The following is a 20,052-nucleotide window of genomic DNA, read 5'->3' on the forward strand; positions in this document are numbered from 1 at the left end:
GGCATGCATGACAAGCCGGCATTCATTTCTTCGGCAGATAAAGATCGGTGATGGAACCTTCTGCAATTTCGGCGGCCAGCGCGAGGGTTTCGGACAAGGTGGGGTGCGGATGAATGGCAAGGGCCAGGTCTCCGGCTTCGGCATCCATCTCCATCGCCACAACCGCTTCGGCAATCAATTCGCCTGCGCCGATGCCAACGATGCCGGCACCAATGACGCGCCGGGTCTTTTTATCGATGATCAGTTTGGTTAAACCTTCATCGCGCCCGGAGGCCAGCGCACGGCCGCAGGCGGCCCAGGGAAAAATGGCTTTCTCGAACTCCAGGCCCAGTTTTATCGCCGCTGTTTCCGTGACGCCCATCCAGGAGATTTCGGGGTCCGTATAGGCCACTGAAGGAATGGTGCGTGCCTGGAAACTCACCCGATGGCCGGCAATGACTTCGGCGGCAACCTTGCCTTCGTGCGCGGCCTTGTGCGCTAGCATGGGTTCGCTGCAGATATCGCCGATGGCGAAAATATGCGGTACGTTCGTGCGCATCTGCGTATCAACGTGAATGAAGCCCCGCTGGTCCACGGCAACCCCAGCCGCTTCCGCGTTAATGGCGCGGCCGTTGGGTTGGCGTCCAACCGCGACAAGCACGCGGTCGTAGATGCCGGGCGCAGGAGCGTCAGGTCCGTCAAATGATGCGCGCACCCCTTGCGGCAGGGATTCCAGCTTGGTCACCCTGGTCTTCAGCAGGATCTGTTCATACTGTTTTTTCAGACGTGCGGCGAGTGGTTTGATCAGATCCGCATCGGCACCGGGCATCAATTGATCCATCAGTTCGACGACGGTGACTTTTGAACCCAGCGCATGATATACGGTGGCCATTTCCAGACCGATGATGCCGCCACCGATTACCAGCAACCTGCCCGGGATGTCGGCAAGCGCCAGAGCTCCGGCGGAATCGATCAAGCGTGGATCGTCATAAGGGAAGCCGGGAATCTTGGTCACCGATGAGCCGGCGGCAATGATGGCGTTTTCGAAGCTGAGGGTCTTAGGACCGGTGGCAGTTTCTACGCGTATCGACTTGGGGGAAGTGAACTGCGCGATGCCGGTGACTACCCAGACCTTGCGTTGTTTTGCCAGGGCAGCCAGGCCCTTGGTCAGCTTGGCTACTACCGAATCTTTCCAGGCACGCAGGGCGGGCAGGTCGAGTTCCGGTTTGGCAAAGCGGATACCGGGCGTCTCAGCTGCTTCGGTGATGACCTTGGCAACGTGCAACAGCGCCTTCGACGGGATGCAGCCGACATTGAGGCAGACGCCGCCCAGCGTAGCATTGCGGTCGATCAGCACAACCTTCTTGCCAAGGTCGGCGGCACGGAAAGCGGCAGTGTAGCCGCCGGGTCCGGCACCGAGGACAACTACATCGGCGTTCAAGTCGCTCATATTTCGTTCAGCCAGTCGCGGTTCTCGATGATTTCCTTCAGATAACGCAGGAAGGATGCCGAATAGGCACCATCAAAGGCCCGATGGTCGAAGGATTGCGCCAGGATGCCGATGGGGCGGATGGCGATTACGTCGCCATCGGGACCTTCGATCACCACCGGCTTCTTGCGCACGCCATCGGCAGAGAGGATGGCGGCTTGGGGCTGGTTGATGATGGAGGTGCTAAACAGGGTGCCGAACGTGCCTGAGTTGGAGATGGTGTAGGTGCCGCCGGCAAGTTCGTCGGGCTTGAGCTGGTTCCTGCGTGCTGCCGAGGCGAGACGGTTGATCTCGGCCGCCAGGCCGCGCAGATTGCGGTGGTCTGCATCGCGCACTACCGTTGCCAGCAAGCCTTCAAAATTTACATCGACGGCGATGCCTAGGTGCACGCGCTTGTGTACGATCAACTCATCGTTGCCGAAGCTGGAGTTAATGTAGGGATATTTACCAATGGCATCGCACACGGCGCGGACGATGAAAGGCATATAGGTGAGCGAGTAGCCTTCACGCTCCTTCCACTCCTTGCCGACTGCTTGTCGCGCCTTGTCCACGGCCTGGAAGTCCACTTCCACCGCTTGCACCGCGTGCGGGGTGGTGGTCTTGGATCGCACCATATGGCTGGCAGTCGCACGGCGAATCTTGTTGAGCGGCAGCACTAGATCATCCTTTCCGACGCTGACGGCAACCGGCTGTGGCGCGGACAAGACCGGTTGTGTCGTTGCGGCGGTGTGTCTAGACAGCGGCGCGGCAGTTTTATCAAGCCTGGATGGTTTGCTCGCAAGGTAGGCAAGAACGTCTTCGCGGGTGATGCGGCCGTTGTTGCCGGTACCCGTGACTTGTTCGGGAGACAGGCCATTTTCTCCCAGCAGGCGTCGCACCACCGGGGATAAGCGTACTTGAGCATCATTGGAGCGTTCCGGCATCCGGCTTTGGATCTGCGCACTGTTGCCTGCTATAGCGGGCCTGGCAACTGCCGCGACGACATTTTCTGATGCCGGCGCTGCCGTAACTTCGCTGGTGCTTCCTTCTTCCCTGATGATTGCCAGTACCGTGCCGACTTTCACCGTCGTGCCTGCTGCAACGAGGATTTCTGTCAATACGCCGGCAACCGGCGTCGGGATTTCGCTGGTGACTTTGTCGGTTTCCACATCGAATAGCGACTCGTCGGCTTCCACCTTGTCGCCAACCTTCTTGTACCAGTTGGCAACCATGCCTTCCAGCACGGTTTCTCCCAACTGCGGCATGATTACGTTCATATTCTTCCTCACCAAGTGACGGCAATGTATTTGGATTCGAGGTATTCGAGCAGCCCGTCATGGGCGCCTTCGCGGCCGACGCCGCTCTGCTTCCAGCCGCCAAAGGGCGCAGCCGGATCAGCGACAATGCCGCGATTGATGCCGACCATGCCCGAATCGAGTTTTTCGGCGACACGCAGGGCCTTGGCCAGATCGCGGGTGCACACGAATGAAACCAGGCCCATTTCCGTATCGTTGGCCAGGGCAATTACCTCGGCTTCACTCTCGAATGTGGCAATGGGCGCCACCGGCCCGAAAACTTCTTCCTTCAGAATGCCAGCATCATTGGCCACATCGGCGAGCACCGTGGCTGGATAGAAGTAGCCTTTGCCGGCCGGAATCTTGCCGCCGGTGCAAAGTCTGGCGCCATGCGCTACGGCGTCATCAACCAGTTCCGCGATTTTGTTGCGGGTGCTGGCATTGACCATTGATCCCAACTGCATGTTTTCGTCCAGTCCGTTGCCCATCCGGGTCTTGGCCATGGCGTCGACGAAGCGGCGGGTAAATTCCTCCGCCACCGGTTTCTCAACATAAAAGCGGTTGGCGGCAGTACAGGACTCGCCGCCGTTGCGCATCTTGGCAACCATTGCTGCTGCCACGGCGACTTCGATGTCGGCGTCGGCAAAGACGATGAAGGGTGCGTTGCCGCCCAATTCCATTGAGCATTTGACAACGGTCTGCGCGGCCTGCGCCAATAAAACACGGCCGATCTCGGTCGATCCGGTGAAGGAAAATTTGCGTACGCGCAAGTCATTCAGCATGGCTTCGATAGCCTTGGCCGTGCGTCGCGTAGTTAGTATATTGACGACTCCGGGCGGCACCCCAGCCTGTTCAAAAATCGACGCCATGGCCAGAGCGGTGAGCGGTGTTTCCTTGGCAGGTTTCAGCACTACCGTGCAGCCGGCGGCAAGCGCCGGACCGATCTTGCGTGTTGCCATCGCCGCCGGGAAGTTCCAGGGGGTGACAAACACAGCGACACCGATCGGCTGACGGATCACCATGATGTGTTTGTCGCCGCTGGGCGAAGTCGACATATCACCGAGGATACGCACGGCCTCTTCGCTGAACCAGCGCAGGAATTCCGCCGCATAGACCACTTCGCCGCGCGCCTCGGAAAGCGCTTTGCCGCTTTCCTGGGTAATCAGGCGCGCCAGAGCTTCCTTGTTGGCGATCATCAGTTCGAAGGCGCGGCGCAGTATTTCGCTGCGCTGTCGAGGCGGAGTAGCAGCCCAAGCTGGCCCCGCAGCGTGAGCCGCCGCGACGGCATCGAGGCCGTCCTCGACGCTACCGTCGGCGATGGTTGCCAACACTTCCTCGGTCGCCGGATTGATGACGTCGAAAGCCTTGCCATCAGAAGCGGCACGCCAGATGCCGTTGATATACAGGCCCTTGCCGAGATTGTTCAAACTCAATTCCACATCAATCTCCGTTCGTTGTTCCGGGCTTGAAGTCCACCGCCCGACGAATATCTGCGACGATCCGGTCTACAGAGGGAATTACGGCGTCTTCGAGGCCATCCGTCGCGGGCAGGGGAATGTGCGGTGTGGTGATGCGTACTACAGGCTGATCGAGATCGAAGAAGCACTCTTCCACGATCAATGAAGAAATTTCTGCGCCCCAGCCGCACAGCCGCGGGTTCTCCTCGACGGTAAAGACGCGACCGGTCTTCTTGGTCTCGCGCAGGATGGTCTGCATATCCAGTGGCACCAGCGAACGCAGATCAACCACCGTCGCCGAGATGCCGTCCAGTTGCAGGATTTCGGCAGCCTGCATGGCGCGCGGCACCATGGCGGCGAGGGTAATAATGGTAATGTCATTACCGTTGCGCAGGACCTTGGCCTTGCCCAGTTCATCCACGTATTCGCCATCGGGAACCTCACCCTTCATGGAATACAGGGATTTGTGCTCGAAGAAAAGCACTGGATCCGGATCGCGGATCGCTGCTGCGAGCAGACCCTTGACGTCGGCAGGGCAGGATGGGGCGACGACCTTCATGCCGGGAATCATCATGGCCCAATTTTCAAGACTCTGCGAGTGTTGGGCGCCAAAGCGCGATCCGGCGCCGTTTGCGGTACGAATGACCATCGGGAAGGAAAACTGTCCATTGGTCATGTAACGCGTTTTTGACAGCTCGTTGGCAACAAAGTCCCAGCACACGGCGAGAAAATCGGAGAACATGATTTCGGCGATCGGACGCAAGCCCGTCATGGAAGCGCCCATGGCCGCACCGAGAATGGCTTGTTCTGAAATCGGTGTGTCGCAGACACGTTTCGGCCCGAACTCCTCCAGCAGTCCGACGGTCGCCTTGAAGCAGCCGCCGGCAGCAGCGACGTCTTCACCCAGGAAGAGAACGCGTTCGTCACGCCGCATCTCTTGTGCAATGGCCGCAACCACCGCTTCACGATAGCTCAGTTCCGCCACTCTATGCCTCCATTCGCCCAAACATCCTTGAAAGCCGACTCGACCAGAGGTACGGGAGAAGCTTTGGCTTCCTCGGTCGCACGGTTAACCTCATGCATGGTTTCTTGTTCGATCTGCTTCAGTGTGGTTTCAGGAACTTTCAAGTCAAGCAGGCGCTGCCGGTAAATGACAATAGGATCCTTTTTCTTCCATTCATCCAGTTCTCCTGGTGGCCGGTAGTGCGCCGGGTCGGCGCGTGAATGACCTGACTGGCGATAAGTCATGCACTCGATCATCGAAGGACCTTTGCCGGCACGCGCCTTGGCCACTGCCGTTTGCATGGTGGTAAAAACAGCATCGGCATCGTTACCATCTATGATGATGCGTTCCAGCCCATAAGCACTGGCGCGATCCGCAGCCGGGTGCTCAACAGCCGTGACTTTGGTCGTTACGGTGTATTCCCCGTAGAGATTGTTCTCACAAACAAATATTACGGGCAGTTTCCACACCACTGCCAAGTTGAGTGCCTCATGAAAGGCGCCGATATTGGCGGTCCCGTCACCGAAGAAGGCAACGCAGACATTCGAGGTACCGCGATATTGCATGGACCATGCGGCGCCGACAGCGATCGGTAGCGATGCACCTAGAATTGCGCAGGAGGCCATCACGCCATGATCAACACTTGATAAATGCATTGATCCCCCCTTGCCAGCCAGACAGCCGCACTCTCGGCCCATCAGTTCGCCTAGCACTGCAGTCATGGGTACCCCGCGCGCCAAGGCGTGATGATGGCCGCGGAAGGTCGGGAATGTGAGGTCATCCTTCTCTAATGCCACGGCGACACCGGCGGATATGGCTTCCTGCCCTAATGCCAGATGGCTTGTGCCTTTGACAAGGTTTTGCAGGAACAAATCGTAAGCACGCTTCTCGCAATAGCGCGCTTCGACCTGGCGGCGAAACAATACTAGCCTTGTGTCGATAGGAATGTTATCTCCGGATTTGGCAGAAGATTTAGATTTAGTCTCCGCTGGAGTTGCCGGTTTGCGTATGACGTTGCTCATGTCTATGAACCTCTCCCAAGAACACACGATGAGGATAATGCGTCCATTCGTGTATGAAATATGCAAAGCAATAGTGATTAGGTTAATGCGTTACCATCTCAAAGTCAACCAATATTACAAATGGTCTCAAATGGTTTTTAGAAAAATCGGTGCTTATGGAAAGATGCTGCACACTGGTTGGCGACAGCGCGCTGCTTGACGATTTTTGACTGAAGAAAAGCAGGTTAGCTCGCAAGGGCTCTGGCGGCAGCCTCCCGGGCTGCGACTATGCGTGGCGCCGTTTCCTGCAGGAACAGACAGACCATGATTCCCAGAATGCAGCCGCCCATCGGCAGGTAGAAGAAGTTCTCGATGCCGATCTTATGGGCAATGAAACCCGACAAAATGGGAACGATTCCCCCGCCGAATATTTCGCAGATCCCAATCGTGATGCCGTTCGAGGCTCCTATGAGCTTCGCCGGCACCGATTCCGATGTGATCAGACAAATCCCGATGGTGATAAGGCCTTGACTGCAGAATAGAACGAGAAATAGGTACAGGAAAAGACTCGTTTGATCCGGGCCGCAGTTCTTTAGTAGTACAACCGCACAGAGGTCGACGATGCCGAAAATAAAGGTCACCGGCTTGCGGCCCCAATAATCGGACAGCGTCGCCAGAACCACTGCGCCAGCCGCCGCGCCGAAACCAATTGCGGAAAGAACAAACCCCATCTGAACGAGTTCAAGATGCAAATAATCCGTGAGATAACTGGACATCATCGCCGCCATCGACATCTCGCACGACATCCAGCCCATGACCATTACAATCTGTAACGGCACGTTCCGATAGTTGAAGACATCGAACCATTTGTGATCGGCATGGTCATGAATGGCGGTGTGTTCGATCGCTTCATCGCTTTTCGCCCTCAGCACCTTGGCCATCAGAGCGGCGACGAGAAGTCCCGGGATCATCACCAGGGCGAACACCCAGCGCCAACTGAGGCCGGCATGCAGAAGTTGCACTACGAACAGCGGCGCCAAAGCCATTCCTAACAGCGGCAATGCCATCTGTTGTATGCCCATGTTGCGGCCCTGCCGGTCAGGTCGGGAGACCTGGAGGGTAGCAATCTGGCCGGCTGGCGCGTAGCCGCCTTCCGCGATACCAATCATCGCCCGAATGATGACCAGCCCGACAAGGCCGGTCGCCAAACCGCTGACCCCGGCAAGCAGCGAAAACACGATGAGCGAGGCGACGAGCACCTTTTTCGTGCCGATCAAGTCAGTCAGCCGTCCGGTGAAAAAAGCCGATGCGCCCCAGGCCAGCGACAATGCCCCCGCGATGACGCCGATGTCTTTATAGTTGAGTGCAAGCTCTTTAGCCATTACAGGAAATATAGGCATGATCATGAAACGATCGACGCCGACGAGCCCCCAACCCAATACCAATAACACCATCGCTTTAAATTCATGCGCAGTGTCCCAGTGCTTAGTATTTTTTCCATTTACCCCTCCAATGTGTATGTCATTTGTAGCCCGCTGTGTTTCGATTTCTTCATCGTAGTTCTGCTTGACCGGATTAGGTAAAAGCACGAGGAAGCCTTACGGCCGATTTTGCGAACCACTTAGCAATGGCCAGAATCCGAAGCCATCGCCGAAAAGGGCGATTACCGGGAAGGTGACTCCCAACATCGCATTTGCTGTCCACAATTCGAGCGCATAGCCAGGTGCGCCGGATTTCATGGGGCCGATCAGTATTCCGCCAGCAAATTGATAAAAGCGATGCATGACTAATGCGAGGATAGCCGCCATCACCGCCAGGATGATTCCCCTGAGTGGTTGCGGAGTGGTCTTGAATGGGCTCAACTGCATCATCACCACGATGATGAACTCGCCGAACAGCGTCGAAACCGGCACCCTGACCATGTAGTCGACTACGTCCATCCCTTGGACCGTCACGCAGAATTGCAGGATTGCCCAGGAAATGGCCATCACCACAAGCGTGGTAACGATTCCCCAGAGCGGTTGTCCTGCCAATGATGGGTTTGCCTTGGCCAGGGAAGAGAACGGCCAGAAATCAAGCAATACGAACCCCATGATGACCATCACTACGGTGCAGGCAAACGACACGGCGATAAAGGCCGGGAAAGCTCCATGAGGATCCAACTCGGCAAGATAGAAGGGGCTCCCTGCATGACACTGAAATTGAAGCCAGAGTGGAAGGCCAGCCAGGTAATGAGGTATGTCACTGCTATTACCCCGATTCCAATGAAAGCCGGATGTTTTGAAAAAACGGTCAGAGGCCACCCTGAAACAAGGTGATGACCCAAAAAAGGACGAGGATGCTCGTGATGACAAACAAGGAGGTAAACGGTGCCGGGGGTAGCAACTTGCCGCCGATTACGGTCCAGACAACAGATCCTACGATCAGCGATATCACGGCCATCATGGCCAGCATCGCTATTCCTCTGGCCGGCTGTGCAAGGCGGGACAAAAAACCGGGATAGTCGCAGCGCCAAACGAGACCAAAAACGACCAGTATTGGCAAACCGCTCAATACTGCAAGGAGCACCCAACTGCCAAGGATCTGCGGATCGAATTGAGAAATGATTGTCAGTGCTATGGTTATTGCAATCACCGTTGCAAAAATACCAAGTATGGGCTGCTCTATTGTGCGGCGCATGTTTCCTCCTATGATGAAAATCTTATATAAATATTATGTCAATGACGAATTGATCATTCCCTGTCAGCCAATCCGGAAACACTTCATGTTTCCAAAAAACTGTAACTCCAGCAGAACCAATAGTCAACCAATACATATAATGGTCACTATATATTGAAAATTAATGCGCTGGAGCTGCGCTTTGGGTTGAGTGCCATGATGTCAATGGAGGCTGATTTCCTGGTTTTATCGGCGTTGTGCACCGGATTGAGTTTGCGTATTCTCAGGGACAAGACGCATCTTGGACAGGCGGAATAGTGCGATCATCGCCGGCGTGGCGCTGTGCAGGGCTTTGTAAGCCCTGTGGTCATGATGTATTGGCTACTATTGGTCTGAATATTGATAATGGTATAGTTCCCACTTTGATTTGACTCGTGATACAGGCAGATATGGTTGATAGAGCGCTTGCACATGAAGGATATGTTCGTGTCCGCGATTACTTGGTTAACGCCATCAAGGAAAACGCGTTTGGCCCGGGTGAGCGCGTGCCGACCGAACGACAATTGGCAGAACAGCTGGATGTCAGTCGCGCCGTCACGCGTCGGGCGCTCTCTGAGCTGGAAGCCGATGGCTTGATCGTTCGTCAAGTGGGAAGGGGAACCTTTGTGCGCCCTTCACCAGATGCCGTAGGCAATGTACCGGAATTCGATGGGATCATCAGTCCCGCCGAACATATCGAAGTGCGGTTACGTTTTGAACCCGAGCTTGCGTGGCTAATCGTAACCAATGCGACCTCAGGCGACTTCGAGCGTATGGAAGACTGTCTCAAGCGCGGGGAAAAGGCTGCCACACGCGAGGAGTTCGAGTTATGGGATGCAGCATTCCATTTGGCTATGGCATATTCATCGCACAACAAGTTGGCAATGCGCATCTACGACATGATCCATTCTGTGCGTCATCAGGAAGCCATGTGGGGCACGTTGCGGGAACGCGGGCAAACGCCGGATGAACGTCTAACTTTCCAGCGTGAGCATCAAGAGATTTTTGCCGCCCTGAAGCGCCGCGACGCGGAGCAAGCAAGAGAAACAATGATCAAGCATATCCGCGCCACTCGCCGCCGCCTTCTGGATTACTAGAATGTCTTGGGAGTCTTGGGATCATGAAATTTGAGCTCCTCGAAGAAAAAGGGAAAGTAGCGGAGCGCACCCAGGCGTCGATTCTTACCGACTTGATCAGGCGCGACATCATTGCCAGCATTTTTCCGCCAGGGTCAAAGCTATTATTGCGCGAGCTTTCCGCGCGATATGAGGTTGGCACAATCCCGTTGCGGGAAGCCCTGTCGCGACTGGCGATGTCCGGGTTTGTTGAAGTTGTCGACCAAAGGGGGTTTCGGGTGGCGCGGGCTTCCGAGGAGGAACTGCTCGACATCACGCGCGTCATGACGCATATCGAAGCCGAAGCGCTCGAAGATGCCATTGCGCATGGCGATCTGGCATGGGAAGGTAAAGTCGTTGCAGCCTACCACCAGCTTACCAAGCTCCCGATGCTCAACGACAAGGTTCCCGGGACCTTGAATCCTGCCTGGGAAGTCGCTCACGATGCGTTTCACACCGCGCTCCTGTCGGCTTGCACATCAACCTGGCTATTGCGTCTGGCTGCGCTGCTCAGAGAGCATCAGGCGCGCTATCGGTTCCTGACTGTTCATGAGATTGAAGTCGGCGTCCGCGACGTAAGCGCAGAACACTCTGCAATTCTCAAGGCAGTTCTGAATCGTGATGCGCGGGCAGCTTGTAATTCGCTGGTTGACCACTTGAATACCACAGCCCGATTGGCGGTTGGTGAGTCGGTCGGAAAGACCTCGACAAAGAAGAGAACCCGCAAAGCTGCCCCTGCTGCCGCTGCGTAAGACGCGCATGAATATTTACCTGCAAACGAGGCTAATGTTGGCCATGGTCAGGCATTGTTATGATGCAACTGGGCTATGCGATAAATTGAAAGTTATTAAAAACAATTAATTACAATAAATTTCCAGTTGACTCCATAAAATATACAAAAATAACTTGTATATATAAATAGTTTTGTATATATTTTGCTGCGGGCAGGGTGGATATTTTTTCGTCCGCAATAACTTGCATCAAAACTCAACTCAAGGAGGCAATGGAAATGCTTACATCGGATTACGGACTTTCTGAAGAACTGCGCATGATGCGTGACACGTGTCGTTCATTCGTCGACGCTCATGTCATCCCTTTCATTCGAGATAATTGGCAGCGTGAGTGGCAGATGGATCCAGTCGATAGATTGCCGCTCAGGATTCTCGAAGAAGCCGATAAATGCGGCATCCGCACTTTGGGTATCCCGGAAGAATTTGGTGGTACGGAGACCGATCCCAAGACCGAGGCGCAGACCTTTGCCGTGCTTTGCGAAGAAGTTGCGCGCGGTGACTCGGGGCTGGCTGACAAGTTGAGCCAGAACTGGAAAATTACGCGCATGCTGCGCTACCTGGCTCCGCGCCACATACAGGAATACTGGTTCCCCAAGATTGTCGCCGACCCGAGCTTTCTGATGGCGACCGCAGCAACCGAGCCGCGTGGGGCATCCGATCGCTGGTTGCCCTATGAAACGCCGGAAACCGCGCTGCAAACTCGCGCCGTACTTGACGGCGATCACTACGTCATCAATGGGCGCAAGCAGTTTATCAGCAATGGCTACGATGCCCAATTGTTCTGTGTCGTGTGCAATACCAGGCGCGGCGCCACGATGACGCACGGTTCCTCGGCCCTTGTTGTACCGCGCGATACGCCGGGACTGAACGTCGTGAAATGCAACGAGACGGTCGGCGGCCGCTTCATGAACAACGGCGAGATCGAGTTCATAGACTGCCGTGTGCCCAAGGAAAACCTGCTTGCCGAGCCGGATGAGTTCTTCAAGAAATTCCCCATCTACCTTCGTCCTGGCAAGATCGTCCAGGCCGCCAAGAATCTGGGGGTTGGCATGAGGGCTTTCGAGCGCACCGTCGAGTACGTGGAGAATTATGTTCAGGGCGGCCGTCTTTTGATCAAGCATCAGGCGGTTGCGCGGCGTATTGCCGATATGGCGACAAAACTCAGCGCCACACGCGCGCTGTTGCGTGCGGCGGCCATCGCGGTCGATGAGAACTCGCCGAACCAGGAAGCGCTGTGCAACATGGCCAAGGTGTTTGCCTCGGAAGAAATTCTCAAAGTGGTACAGCATGGCATGGAGCTTCATGGCGGCAATGGCTCGATGCTTGAATTCGGCTATGAGAAGCTGTTCCGCGACGCATCCATCTTCCTGCATATGGATTCGACCGTGGATATCACCCACTTCAAGATCGTGAAGGCGATGTTCCCCTACACGGCCGGCAAGTACGCGGGTCCGGAAGCCTAGCCGTGGCGGCTGCGAATAAGCAATTGTGGGTGGCGGTCATTTCGGATGGGTTTCCGTTGTGGCCGCTCCATGTTGCCCGGTCGGTTGGTCTGTTTGAAGCCGAAAGACTCGACGTGGACGTCACTGTCACAAGTTCATCAGTCAAACAGATGAATTCGCTCGTACAAGGCGAATTCGACATTGGCATACAGCTGCCCGACCATGTCGTTCGTGCGGTGGGCCGCGGATCAGATCTGTTTGCCTTCATGGCGCCAGTGCATGCTCCCGATATCAGTCTGATCGTCGAGCCGGATGTGCGCTCACTAGGCGATCTGAGGCAGCGGACAATTGCGGTAGATGGCGCTCGCAGCGGCTATGCGTTACTGCTGCGAAAATTGTTGCGTGGCCAGGGCGTCGGCGATGCGGAGTGTCGGCTGGTTGAATTCGGCGGCACCAGGGAGCGGCTTGATGCGCTCATCGCGGGCCGTGCGGACGCAGCATTCATTAATCCCCCTTTTGACGAACAACTGCTGGCCAAGGGATTTGTGCGGCTCACCTCGACGCTGGAAGCTTTCCCCGATTACCCGGGGCCTGTAGCTGCTGCTCGTCGCTCCTGGGCCTGCGACCATGAGGATTTGCTGGTTCGTTTTGTGCACGCCTATCGCAACGCATTCGAATGGCTTGCCAATCCAGAGCATCGTGAAGCCGCCATCGGCATCGCCTGTGCGCGGTTGCCTGTCGATCCCGAGTCGGCCTCTGCCGCTTGGGCTGATCTGGCGGCAAAGCCGGAACCGATGCTATCCGTGGCTGGTATGCAGCAAGTAATCGATGTCGTCTGGGATAGTGATGGACTGCCGCCGCCAAAGCCGGCGGCGGAGAAGTTCATCGATCTGCGATATTTGGATTAGAGGACATGAAGATGAATGTAGACGAAAAGAACAACGCGGGTCGGAAAGACTTGCGCAAGCGCTGGGGCGCCACCATTGGCGGCAAGCCTGTCGACATCACCAACAGCGATACTTTCGGTGTGCAGGAACCCACAACCGGTGAGGAGATCGCCCGGGTACAGTCTTGTGCGCCCGAACTCGTCGCCAGGGCCGTGGTGGATTCCCGGCGGGCCTATGATGAGGACTGGCGGCATCGGTCGCCGCGCGAGCGCGCCGATCTGTTGCGCAAGGTTGCCGCGCACATCCGCAAGCATGTCGACGAACTGGCAGAACTGGAGGCGCGCGAGGTTGGCAAGCCCAAGCGCGATGCGCTGCGACTCGATGTCACGTTCAGTCACGCCTGTTTCGACTATTTCGCCGGACTGTGCGACACGCTGCATGGCGAGATCCTGCATCAGGGAGTGATCGAAGCCCGGGTCGTCTACGAGCCATATGGCGTGGTCGCAGCCATTCTTCCCTTCAATTGGCCGCCGATGCATTTCGCCAAGAAGTGCGCGCCGGCATTGGCCGCCGGCAATACGGTGGTGATCAAGCCTGGGGAGCAGGCACCGCTAACGGTGCTGCGCATGGTTGAACTCGTCAACGAAGTGCTGCCTCCCGGGGTTCTCAACTGCGTGACCGGGCTGGAAGCGGGCGCGGCATTGACCAGTCATCCCTTGGTTGAACGCATCACCTTCACCGGGGCGACTACCACTGGACGCCGCGTTCTGGAAAGCGCCGCCAAAAACGTAACCTATGCCACTGTGGAGTTGGGCGGCAAGAATTGCTTGATGATTCTGCACGATGCAGACCTGAAAGTGGCCATCGACGTCGCCCTAGAAGGCATGTTCTACAACAACGGCGAAGCCTGTACCTCGACCTCGCGTATCCTGGTCCATGATTCGGTATACGACGAATTCAAGCGGCGTTTCGTCGCGGCGACGGAAAAGCTGGTGGTCGGCGATGGACTGGATCCCAAGACCGACGTCGGGCCGATGGTCGATGCCCGTCAGCGCGACCGCGTCATGCAATACCTCGACATCGCCCTCAAGGAAGGGGCCAGCATCGTCATGCAGGGCAAATTACCCACCGATGCCAAATACAAGAACGGCTATTGGGTGGCGCCGACCATCCTCGAAGGCGTGACCCCGAATATGACCGTGGCGCAGGAAGAGATATTCGGACCGATCGCCTGCCTGATGCGCTTCTCCGACGAGGCCGATGCCATCAGGATCGCCAATGGCACGCAATATGGCCTCACGGCGGTGATGGTGACCAAGGACGAAGCCCGCGCCTGGAAGATTGCGCAACAGCTCGATGCCGGCATGATCTTCATCAACAACTATATGCGCAGAACCATGCTGGGTTCGCCATTCGGCGGCGTGAAAGGGAGCGGCTTTGGTCGCGAGAACTCGCCCGAGACATTAAAAGAATTCGTGCGCGCAAAAAACATTCGCTTTCCCTCGGGACACGGCCAGATTCCCACCTGGCCTCCGGTGGATTGAATCGCAAGAGATCAGGGTTATATTTCAGGCGTGAACGTGAGGAGAAAAAACATGATATTGGTGTTCGGAGCATCAGGTACCTGCGGTGAAGCCGTTATCAAAGCGCTCGTCAAAGCCGGGGCAAGCGTTCGCGGCTTCGTGCGCAATGACGAGAGGGCTGCTATTGCCCGCGCTGCAGGGGCAAGCGAGATCGCCTTGGGGGACTTACGCAACGCTGAGTCAATCGAAAATGCGCTCAAGGGCGTGAGCGGCGTCTTTTACGTAGCGCCTAAATTTGTGGCAGACGAGGCATGCATCGGACGCATGATCGTTCGTATGGCGGGCAGGGCCGGGGTGGAAAAATTTGTATACCAATCGGCACTGCACTCCAACGTGGAAAGGTTACTTCATCATGAGCTCAAGCGCGAAGTCGAGGAGTGTTTATACGAAAGCGATCTGGACTTTACGATTCTGCAGCCTGCTCGTTTGATGCATAACATTCTTTCTTCATGGCAAAAGATATTGAGCACCGGCGTGTATTCGGAGCCATTTTCCGCAGATGCCCCCATCAGTGATGTCGATTTTGCGGATGTGGCCGAGGTGGCCGCAATTGCGTTGACCCAATCCGGCTATGGCAGGGCAGCGTTCGAATTATGTTGCGAGGGGATGCTGAACCGTCACCAACGCGTCGAACTGCTGAGTGACGTGCTCGGTCGTCCGATTAAATCGGCTGATATCTCAGTCGAAGACTGGCTGGCGAAAGCCAGAATCACAGATCCGTTCGAACGGGAAGCCAGGACCAGGATGTTCGACTATTACGATGATTTTGGTTTCAAGGGTGGAAATGCCCTGGTTTTGCGCAGCATTCTTGGCAGGGAGCCGACCGGTTATCGTTCTTATCTCAAGGGAACCGTAAAGTCTTGTTGATCGGCTGAGTGCATGCATCTGGAGTCGTGACATCGCGAGTCGCTTGGAAACTGTACGGCTACGATACCGTTTCCGTTGCCAGCCAAGCTTCACTCAAGAAACTGAAATTCTGTTCAACTTCGCGGGGCTCCTCTTTTATTCGGAGTTTCTTTATATTATCTGCCTATAAAAAGAATAAAGCGTGGAGAGCCGAGAGGAATATTTTTCGCGCGTGGAAAGGTGGAATGAAACAGATACTGCATCAACTTTTGGTCAGGCTGGAGGGCAGTGATGCGCCTCCGGAATAGATCAATCTTTGCTAATCTCCTTGCGCTTGTCGTGGCAAGCGCTTGTGCGCCGCTGCCCGGCAATTTGCTGCCGCGTCCCGAACTGAACAACCCCGGCATCGCCAGCGCTGCGCCACTGAGTGACATTGCGCGGCGGCATGGCGAGAAAGAGAATCGTTGGTGGGAAAGCTTCGGGGATCCCGGGTTGACGCAGTTGATCGACGAGGCGTTGTACGTAATCCAGACCTTGCCGCCGCAGGCGCACGATTGCGCGCTGCGCAGGGCGCCGTGCGTCAGATGGAACTCGACACCGGCGTCCAGTACTCTGCCAACGCGGCGGTGCAACGCGCGCGCGTCAGCGAACAGGGTTTCCTTCCGCCCCCGTTTGCCGGCGAGAGTTATAACCTGATAGATGTCTCCCTTGGCGTCAGCTACAGCCTCGACTGGTGGGGCCGCAATCGCGCCTTGGTGTCTGCTGCAGCGAATGCGGCGCGGAGCGAAGAGGCCGAACAGGCGGCAGCGCGGCTGGCGGTTGCCGCCTTGGTGGCCGACGCCTATTTTGCTCTCGCCAATGCCCAGGCGCAGGAGCTATTGGCGCAGCAGCAGCTGGAAAAGCGCCGCACGGCGCTGGCGATCGAGCAGTCCCATCTCGATCGCGGGCTCGCTTCTCCCTACCTCGTACGGGTAGCCGAGCAGGCCTTGGCGCATACCGAGGATGCGGTGCGGCGCAGCGGATACGAGGTGCGCGCATGGCGCTATCGGCTCGCCTTAGCGACGGGGCGCAGTCCGGATCAGGCGCAGACGCTACCGAAGGCGCAATTGCCTGCGCCCGTGGCGCTGCCTTCCGTTCTGCCACTTGACTGGCTGGCTCGGCGGCCCGATGTGGTTGCCCAGCGCTGGCGCGTTCAAGCCGCGGGCGATGTGAGTGATGCCACGCGCGCCGAGTTTTATCCCAATGTCAATCTGCTGCTGCTGGTCGGCCTGGAAAGCAAAAGTGCATCACAACTGCTTAGCCGCAGCGCCAGCACTGGCTCGCTGGGGGCGGCCGTGCATATTCCGGCGTTCAACGTGAACAATCTGCAAAATCGCCTCGGTACCCGGGAGGCGGAGTATGCGGTCGCGGTAGGTGAATACAATCGCACGGTACTCGATGCAGCCCGCCAGGTTGTTGACAGTTATGCCGCGCTCGACGCATGGGAACAGCGCGAAGCATTCCAGCAACACGCGCTCAAGGCGGCGGATCAGGTGGAGGCACTGAGCGTGAGCCGTTATCGCAACGGGCTGACCGGCAGGAGCGAATCGCTCGGGGCTGAAATTTCCTCGCTGAGCCAGCGTCAGAGAGAGACCGAAACCCGCGCCGCACAGCTGCGCGCCAGCGTTGCCCTGTTCCACGCGCTTGGCGGCAGTTGGGAGCCATCACAGGAATAAGCTATGAACCAGACTTCCAATTCGTCCCGGCGCAAACGCATCCTCAGCGTGCTGATTGTCATATTCGTTCTCGCCGGCATCGCCTGGGCGCTCTACTGGGGCATCAGCGCGCGTTATCACGAAACGACCGATGATGCCTATGTGGGAGGCAATCTGCTGCGCATCACGCCGCGTGTTTCCGGCACCATTGTCGCAGTGCTTGCCGACGACACCGACTTCGTACGCCGGGGACAGGTGCTGGTGAAACTCGACGATACCGATGCCCGCATGGCATTGTTGCGCTCCGAAGCAGAACTGGCCGACAGTGTTCGGCGCGTGCGGCAGAACTTCCATGCGGTGGATCAGTATCAAGCCAATGTTGTTCTCAAGGAACAGATGCTGGCACAGGCTGAGGCCGACGCGGTACGCCGCGCCGGGGCGGCGGCCGATCAGTCGATTTCGCAGGAAGAACTCGAACATGCCCGCATTGCGTTGCGCCGCGCCCAGTCCGAGCTCAAGCTTGCCAACGCTCAACTGGCTGCCGCCCGCGCCGCCGTAAGGGGAACCAGGGTGGAATCTCATCCGGCGGTACGCCAGACGGCAGCGCGGCTGCATGAAGCCTATCTGGCACTGGCGCGCTGCGAAGTGCGCGCTCCGGGCAATGGCTACGTCGCCAAACGCAGCATCCAGGTTGGCCAGCAGGTAGCGGTGGGAGCGCCCTTGCTGGCAGTGGTTCCCCTCGACCAGCTCTGGGCCGAAGTAAATTTCAAGGAAGATCAGCTTGAACGTGTGCGCATTGGACAGCCGGTTACTGTCACTTCGGACTTCTACGGCCGTGGGGTAGAGTTCCACGGCAAGGTGGTCGGTGTGGGAGCAGGGACCGGCGCGGTGTTTTCGCAACTGCCGCCGCAGAATGCCAGCGGCAACTGGATCAAGATTGTCCAGCGGTTGCCAGTTCGCATCTCGCTTGATGCCGATGAACTGGCCAAATACCCTCTGCGGGTCGGGCTTTCGCTGCGTGCCAACGTCGATACCCACGATCTTTCAGGACCGGTTCTAGGTAGCCGGACGGTTGCGGGCAGCTATGGTGCGCCAGTGGATGACACCGCTGAAAAATATGCCGACAAGCGTGTAAGCGAGATCATCGCCACCAATCTCGGAGGCGATGACTAAGCGTGGAGGTACCCCAGCAGCCCCTTGAGGGTTCGACTCTCGTCCTGCTGACCCTGGCCCTCGCACTGGCGAGCTTCATGCAGTTGCTCGACACGTCGATTGCCAACGTCTCCATTCCCGCCATCGCAGGCGATCTGGCGGCAAGCCCCAATCAGGGTACATGGGTGATTACCTCGTTCACCGTCAGCAATGCCATTGCCATGCCCCTGACGGGCTGGTTGTCGCGGCGCTTCGGCGAAGTGCGGGTATTCGTGTTTGCTACGGCGCTGTTTACCCTGGCTTCCGGGCTCTGCGGGCTGGCGCCGAACCTTGGCCTGCTGATCGCAGCGCGCGTCATGCAGGGCGCTTTTGCCGGACCGATGATTCCCTTGTCACAGAGCCTGTTGATCAGCAGCTATCCGCCTGAGCGCAAGACCTTCGCCCTGTCGCTGTGGTCGATGACGGTGGTCGTTGCTCCCATCATGGGACCCATCATGGGTGGCTGGATTACCGATAATTTCAGTTGGCCGTGGATCTTCTACATCAACCTTCCTGTCGGCCTGCTGGCCGCATTTCTGACCTGGCAGGCACTTAGGGACAGGGAAAGCGCGATAGTACGTCAGCCTATCGACACGATCGGCCTGATGCTGTTGATCGTCAGTGTCGGTGCGTTGCAAATCATGCTGGACAAGGGCAACGAAATGGACTGGTTCGAGTCATCCGAAATCGTCGTGCTCGGGCTGGTGGCATTGCTGGGGCTGATTTTTTTCGTTGTCTGGGAACTGACCGAGCAGCACCCGGTAGTCGATCTGCATCTTTTCAGCGGGCGTAATTTCTTTATTGGCTCGCTCGTGTTCAGTCTTGGCTATATGGCGTTCTTCGCCAATATCGTCATTCTGCCGCTGTGGCTGCAGACGAACATGGGCTATACCGCGACTTGGGCGGGCTTGGCGACCGCACCGATCGGCCTGTTGCCGCTGTTTTTGTCCACATTGCTGGCGCGACACATGCACCGCTCAGATCCCCGTCTCTGGGCTACCGTGGCTTTCGGTGTTTTTGGGGCGACGGCTTACTGGTTCAGCGGCTTCAACACCGATATCGCCTTCTCGAATATCGTCATACCACGCTTCATCCAGGGCATCGGCATTTTGACGTTCTTCGTTCCATTGACGACGCTGACCCTGGCCGGGTTGCCACCGCAATTGATGGCGAGCGCTGCGGGATTGATGGCATTTACCCGCTTCGTTGCTGCAAGTATCGGTGTTTCATTAAGTATCGCTTATTGGGAGCATCGCACGGCCTATCACCACAGTACCCTGGTCGAGAACGCAACGCCATATTCGCCGGTCACGGCAGATACCCTTTCCGCCGCTCAATCGGTCGGTTTCGACGCGACTACGGGCCTGACCATGATCGACCGTATGGCGCATCAACAGGCCGTCATGTTGGCGACCAACGACTTCTTTCTGGTCTCCGCGGGTATCTTTGTTGTGCTGATGTTTTCCGTTTGGTTTGCCCGCGCGCCCAAGGCTTGAGTTGAGTAAACGCCATCACTTATCTCCCTGTCCGATTCGCAAAGCAAGCTCTGGTGAAATTTGATCCAAGTCATTCGAAGAAAATAGGTTAATCAGGTACTATGAAG

18 protein-coding genes are annotated in these 20,052 nt (G+C 56.9%); 9 read left to right on the plus strand and 9 right to left on the minus strand.

Annotated elements, in window-relative coordinates; all coding sequences use genetic code 11:
• Window positions 1-22 precede the first annotated feature (22 nt).
• The 8 genes from lpdA to K5E80_RS03255 all read right to left on the minus strand — a co-directional run bounded on the left by lpdA (window position 23) and on the right by K5E80_RS03255 (window position 8,882).
• A complete protein-coding gene (gene lpdA, locus K5E80_RS03220) occupies window positions 23-1,429 on the minus strand; it encodes a dihydrolipoyl dehydrogenase (RefSeq protein WP_220634807.1) in 1,407 nt (468 codons plus the stop codon).
• Window positions 1,426-2,724, minus strand: coding sequence for a dihydrolipoamide acetyltransferase family protein (locus K5E80_RS03225; protein ID WP_220634808.1), 1,299 nt, complete (start codon window positions 2,722-2,724; stop codon window positions 1,426-1,428). The genes lpdA and K5E80_RS03225 overlap by 4 nt, the downstream gene beginning before the upstream one ends.
• 8 nt (window positions 2,725-2,732) lie before the next feature.
• Window positions 2,733-4,181, minus strand: coding sequence for an NAD-dependent succinate-semialdehyde dehydrogenase (locus K5E80_RS03230; protein ID WP_246590843.1), 1,449 nt, complete (start codon window positions 4,179-4,181; stop codon window positions 2,733-2,735).
• A 1-nt stretch (window position 4,182) separates the two neighbouring features.
• Window positions 4,183-5,184, minus strand: a complete 1,002-nt coding sequence (locus K5E80_RS03235; RefSeq protein WP_220634809.1) for an alpha-ketoacid dehydrogenase subunit beta — start codon at window positions 5,182-5,184, stop codon at window positions 4,183-4,185.
• Window positions 5,172-6,224 (minus strand): thiamine pyrophosphate-dependent dehydrogenase E1 component subunit alpha, encoded by a 1,053-nt coding sequence (locus K5E80_RS03240; RefSeq protein ID WP_220634810.1) that lies wholly within the window; start codon window positions 6,222-6,224, stop codon window positions 5,172-5,174. The genes K5E80_RS03235 and K5E80_RS03240 overlap by 13 nt, the downstream gene beginning before the upstream one ends.
• Before the next feature lie 224 nt (window positions 6,225-6,448).
• Window positions 6,449-7,792 (minus strand): MFS transporter, encoded by a 1,344-nt coding sequence (locus K5E80_RS03245; protein ID WP_220634811.1) that lies wholly within the window; start codon window positions 7,790-7,792, stop codon window positions 6,449-6,451.
• A 9-nt stretch (window positions 7,793-7,801) separates the two neighbouring features.
• A complete protein-coding gene (locus K5E80_RS03250; RefSeq protein WP_220634812.1) occupies window positions 7,802-8,506 on the minus strand; it encodes a hypothetical protein in 705 nt (234 codons plus the stop codon).
• Window positions 8,496-8,882, minus strand: a complete 387-nt coding sequence (locus tag K5E80_RS03255; protein WP_220634813.1) for a hypothetical protein — start codon at window positions 8,880-8,882, stop codon at window positions 8,496-8,498. The genes K5E80_RS03250 and K5E80_RS03255 overlap by 11 nt, the downstream gene beginning before the upstream one ends.
• A 428-nt stretch (window positions 8,883-9,310) precedes the next feature.
• Between K5E80_RS03255 and K5E80_RS03260 the strand changes: the two genes are divergently transcribed.
• From K5E80_RS03260 to K5E80_RS03285, 6 genes are all read left to right on the plus strand, one after another.
• The gene (locus K5E80_RS03260; RefSeq protein WP_220634814.1) at window positions 9,311-9,997 is read left to right on the plus strand and encodes a FadR/GntR family transcriptional regulator; all 687 of its coding nucleotides are present in this window, start codon (window positions 9,311-9,313) and stop codon (window positions 9,995-9,997) included.
• 23 nt (window positions 9,998-10,020) lie between these two features.
• A complete protein-coding gene (locus tag K5E80_RS03265; RefSeq protein WP_220634815.1) occupies window positions 10,021-10,767 on the plus strand; it encodes a GntR family transcriptional regulator in 747 nt (248 codons plus the stop codon).
• Window positions 10,768-11,024: 257 nt separating this feature from the next.
• Window positions 11,025-12,269, plus strand: coding sequence for an acyl-CoA dehydrogenase family protein (locus tag K5E80_RS03270; RefSeq protein ID WP_220634816.1), 1,245 nt, complete (start codon window positions 11,025-11,027; stop codon window positions 12,267-12,269).
• A gap of 29 nt (window positions 12,270-12,298) precedes the next feature.
• A complete protein-coding gene (locus K5E80_RS03275; RefSeq protein ID WP_281420334.1) occupies window positions 12,299-13,156 on the plus strand; it encodes an ABC transporter substrate-binding protein in 858 nt (285 codons plus the stop codon).
• A gap of 5 nt (window positions 13,157-13,161) precedes the next feature.
• Window positions 13,162-14,679: an aldehyde dehydrogenase family protein gene (locus tag K5E80_RS03280; protein ID WP_220634818.1), complete on the plus strand. Its 1,518-nt coding sequence runs from the start codon at window positions 13,162-13,164 to the stop codon at window positions 14,677-14,679.
• 51 nt (window positions 14,680-14,730) lie between these two features.
• A complete protein-coding gene (locus K5E80_RS03285; RefSeq protein ID WP_220634819.1) occupies window positions 14,731-15,585 on the plus strand; it encodes an NmrA family NAD(P)-binding protein in 855 nt (284 codons plus the stop codon).
• Window positions 15,586-15,873: 288 nt separating this feature from the next.
• On the opposite strand, the gene K5E80_RS03290 is transcribed toward K5E80_RS03285, so the two are convergent.
• Window positions 15,874-16,116, minus strand: a complete 243-nt coding sequence (locus K5E80_RS03290; protein WP_220637380.1) for a hypothetical protein — start codon at window positions 16,114-16,116, stop codon at window positions 15,874-15,876.
• Here K5E80_RS03290 and K5E80_RS03295 point away from each other — a divergent pair.
• The 3 genes from K5E80_RS03295 to K5E80_RS03305 are packed head-to-tail and all read left to right on the plus strand — an operon-like array spanning window position 16,032 to window position 19,945.
• Complete coding sequence (locus K5E80_RS03295; RefSeq protein WP_220634820.1) at window positions 16,032-17,279, plus strand: efflux transporter outer membrane subunit; 1,248 nt, start codon at window positions 16,032-16,034, stop codon at window positions 17,277-17,279. The genes K5E80_RS03290 and K5E80_RS03295 overlap by 85 nt on opposite strands.
• Window positions 17,280-17,282: 3 nt before the next feature.
• A complete protein-coding gene (locus K5E80_RS03300; protein ID WP_220634821.1) occupies window positions 17,283-18,431 on the plus strand; it encodes an HlyD/EmrA/EmrK family protein in 1,149 nt (382 codons plus the stop codon).
• A 2-nt stretch (window positions 18,432-18,433) separates the two neighbouring features.
• Window positions 18,434-19,945 (plus strand): DHA2 family efflux MFS transporter permease subunit, encoded by a 1,512-nt coding sequence (locus K5E80_RS03305; protein WP_246590844.1) that lies wholly within the window; start codon window positions 18,434-18,436, stop codon window positions 19,943-19,945.
• Window positions 19,946-20,052 lie beyond the last annotated feature (107 nt).

It is taken from the genome of Georgfuchsia toluolica, assembly GCF_907163265.1.
In the GTDB taxonomy this organism is placed as follows: Bacteria; Pseudomonadota; Gammaproteobacteria; order Burkholderiales; family Rhodocyclaceae; genus Georgfuchsia; species Georgfuchsia toluolica.